The sequence below is a fragment of the Anabaena sp. 4-3 genome, from assembly GCF_001597745.1.
Classification (GTDB): Bacteria; Cyanobacteriota; Cyanobacteriia; order Cyanobacteriales; family Nostocaceae; genus Trichormus.
This window is the reverse complement of sequence record NZ_LUHJ01000021.1, coordinates 1-1,437: the sequence shown is the minus strand read 5'-3', so window position 1 is coordinate 1,437 and position 1,437 is coordinate 1. Positions and strand designations below refer to the sequence as shown.

At 40.7% G+C, this 1,437-nt stretch carries 1 protein-coding gene; it reads right to left on the bottom strand.

What is annotated here, in order from left to right:
* Positions 1 to 5: 5 nt before the first annotated feature.
* Positions 6 to 1,214 (bottom strand): RNA-guided endonuclease TnpB family protein, encoded by a 1,209-nt coding sequence (locus A3775_RS05285; RefSeq protein WP_066377377.1) that lies wholly within the window; start codon positions 1,212 to 1,214, stop codon positions 6 to 8.
* Between the last annotated feature and the right edge of the window lie 223 nt (positions 1,215 to 1,437).

Genomic DNA, 1,437 nt, shown 5'->3' with positions numbered 1-1,437 from the left:
GTGAACTACCTACACTGCCGCAAGCGGTCAGTGTAGGCTTCCTGCCCAACAGAAAGCGCAGTAGTGGATTTCTTGCGTCCTCCCTTACTCCGACTTACATCTGGGCGACAGGCTTTATCCCCCGTTCCAGAGGTCAAAATACGTAGTCCCTCATCTTTGAGGTTAATGCTGGCGTTCACGTCCCTGTCATGCCTAGTTTGGCAGTTATCACAAGTCCAATATCTTACATCAAGTGGCAAACTACCAACTTGATTAAGGCAAACATGACAGGTTTTTGAACTGGGGAAAAATCTATCAACTTCCTGATAAATTTTCCCTGACATTTCTGCTTTGTATTTCAGCATTGTGCAAAACATTCCCCACCCTACTTGATGTATAGACTTGGCTAGTTTATGATTCTGCATCATGCCTTTAACATTGAGATTTTCAACTACAATAACTTGGTTTTCGTTGACTATCCTACGAGATAGCTTGTGTAGAAAATCCTCACGGCAGTTAGTTATTTTTCTATGAACTCTAGCAACTTTTTTTCTAGCTTTGATACGGTTGTTAGAACCTTTCTGCTTTCTAGATAATTGCTGCTGCTTGAGTTTTAAATTCTTTTCATGCTTGGTGAGTATTCTGGGATTATCAAATTTAGAACCATCACTGGTAACAGCAAAGTGAGTTAACCCCAAATCAATGCCTATTGCTTTACCTTCCATTTTTTGTTCTGGTTTGTCTTTGCCATCATCAAACAGAATAGCTGCAAAGTATTGATTGGAACAATTTTTGGATATGGTGACAGTTTTAACTTTACCCTCAATTGGTCTGTGAATTATTGCGGATACGTCACCTATCTTGGGCAGACTTAAATAATTATCAGCAACTTTAACGTTTTGAGGATACTGTATCGACTGCTTACCATGCTTTGATTTGAATCTAGGGTATTTAGCTCGTCTTTCAAAAAAGTTGTTAAATGCTACTCCTAGATTTAAACAGACTTGCTGCAAACATTGTGAATAGGTCGATGTCAACCATTCATACTCTTTCTTCAACTGGGGAATTATCTTTTTTACTGCATATCCAGACAAACCCTTACCAGTTTCTTTGTATGTTTGATTCATCAAATTCAAGCAATAATTCCAAAGCCAGCGACAACAGCCAAAAGCTTGCGCTAGTGACTGCTGTTGTTGGGCATCTGGATATAACCTGACTTTGACGACTCTTAACATATTAGAGTAAACGATGTTTGCTATAAAAGAGTATAGCATAAAAAATTGCTCGTTTCCTCCATGTTTCCCTCCCTTGCCTGTCGGCATTGGTGAGGCAGTGCGTTGGGCGGCTCTGCCGACTTGTAGCAACTGCCGTCGGCAAACTGTCGTCAACACGAGAGCCATTCATCTCATCACTTCCGCTATCGCGGTAAGTGAGAGGCTTCTGTCAGTTCAAGCTAAA

Bases quoted from the DNA above. Each gene is read 5' to 3' on its own strand.
- A3775_RS05285 (WP_066377377.1), bottom strand. From the start codon at position 1,214: ATGTTAAGAGTCGTCAAAGTCAGGTTATATCCAGATGCCCAACAACAG.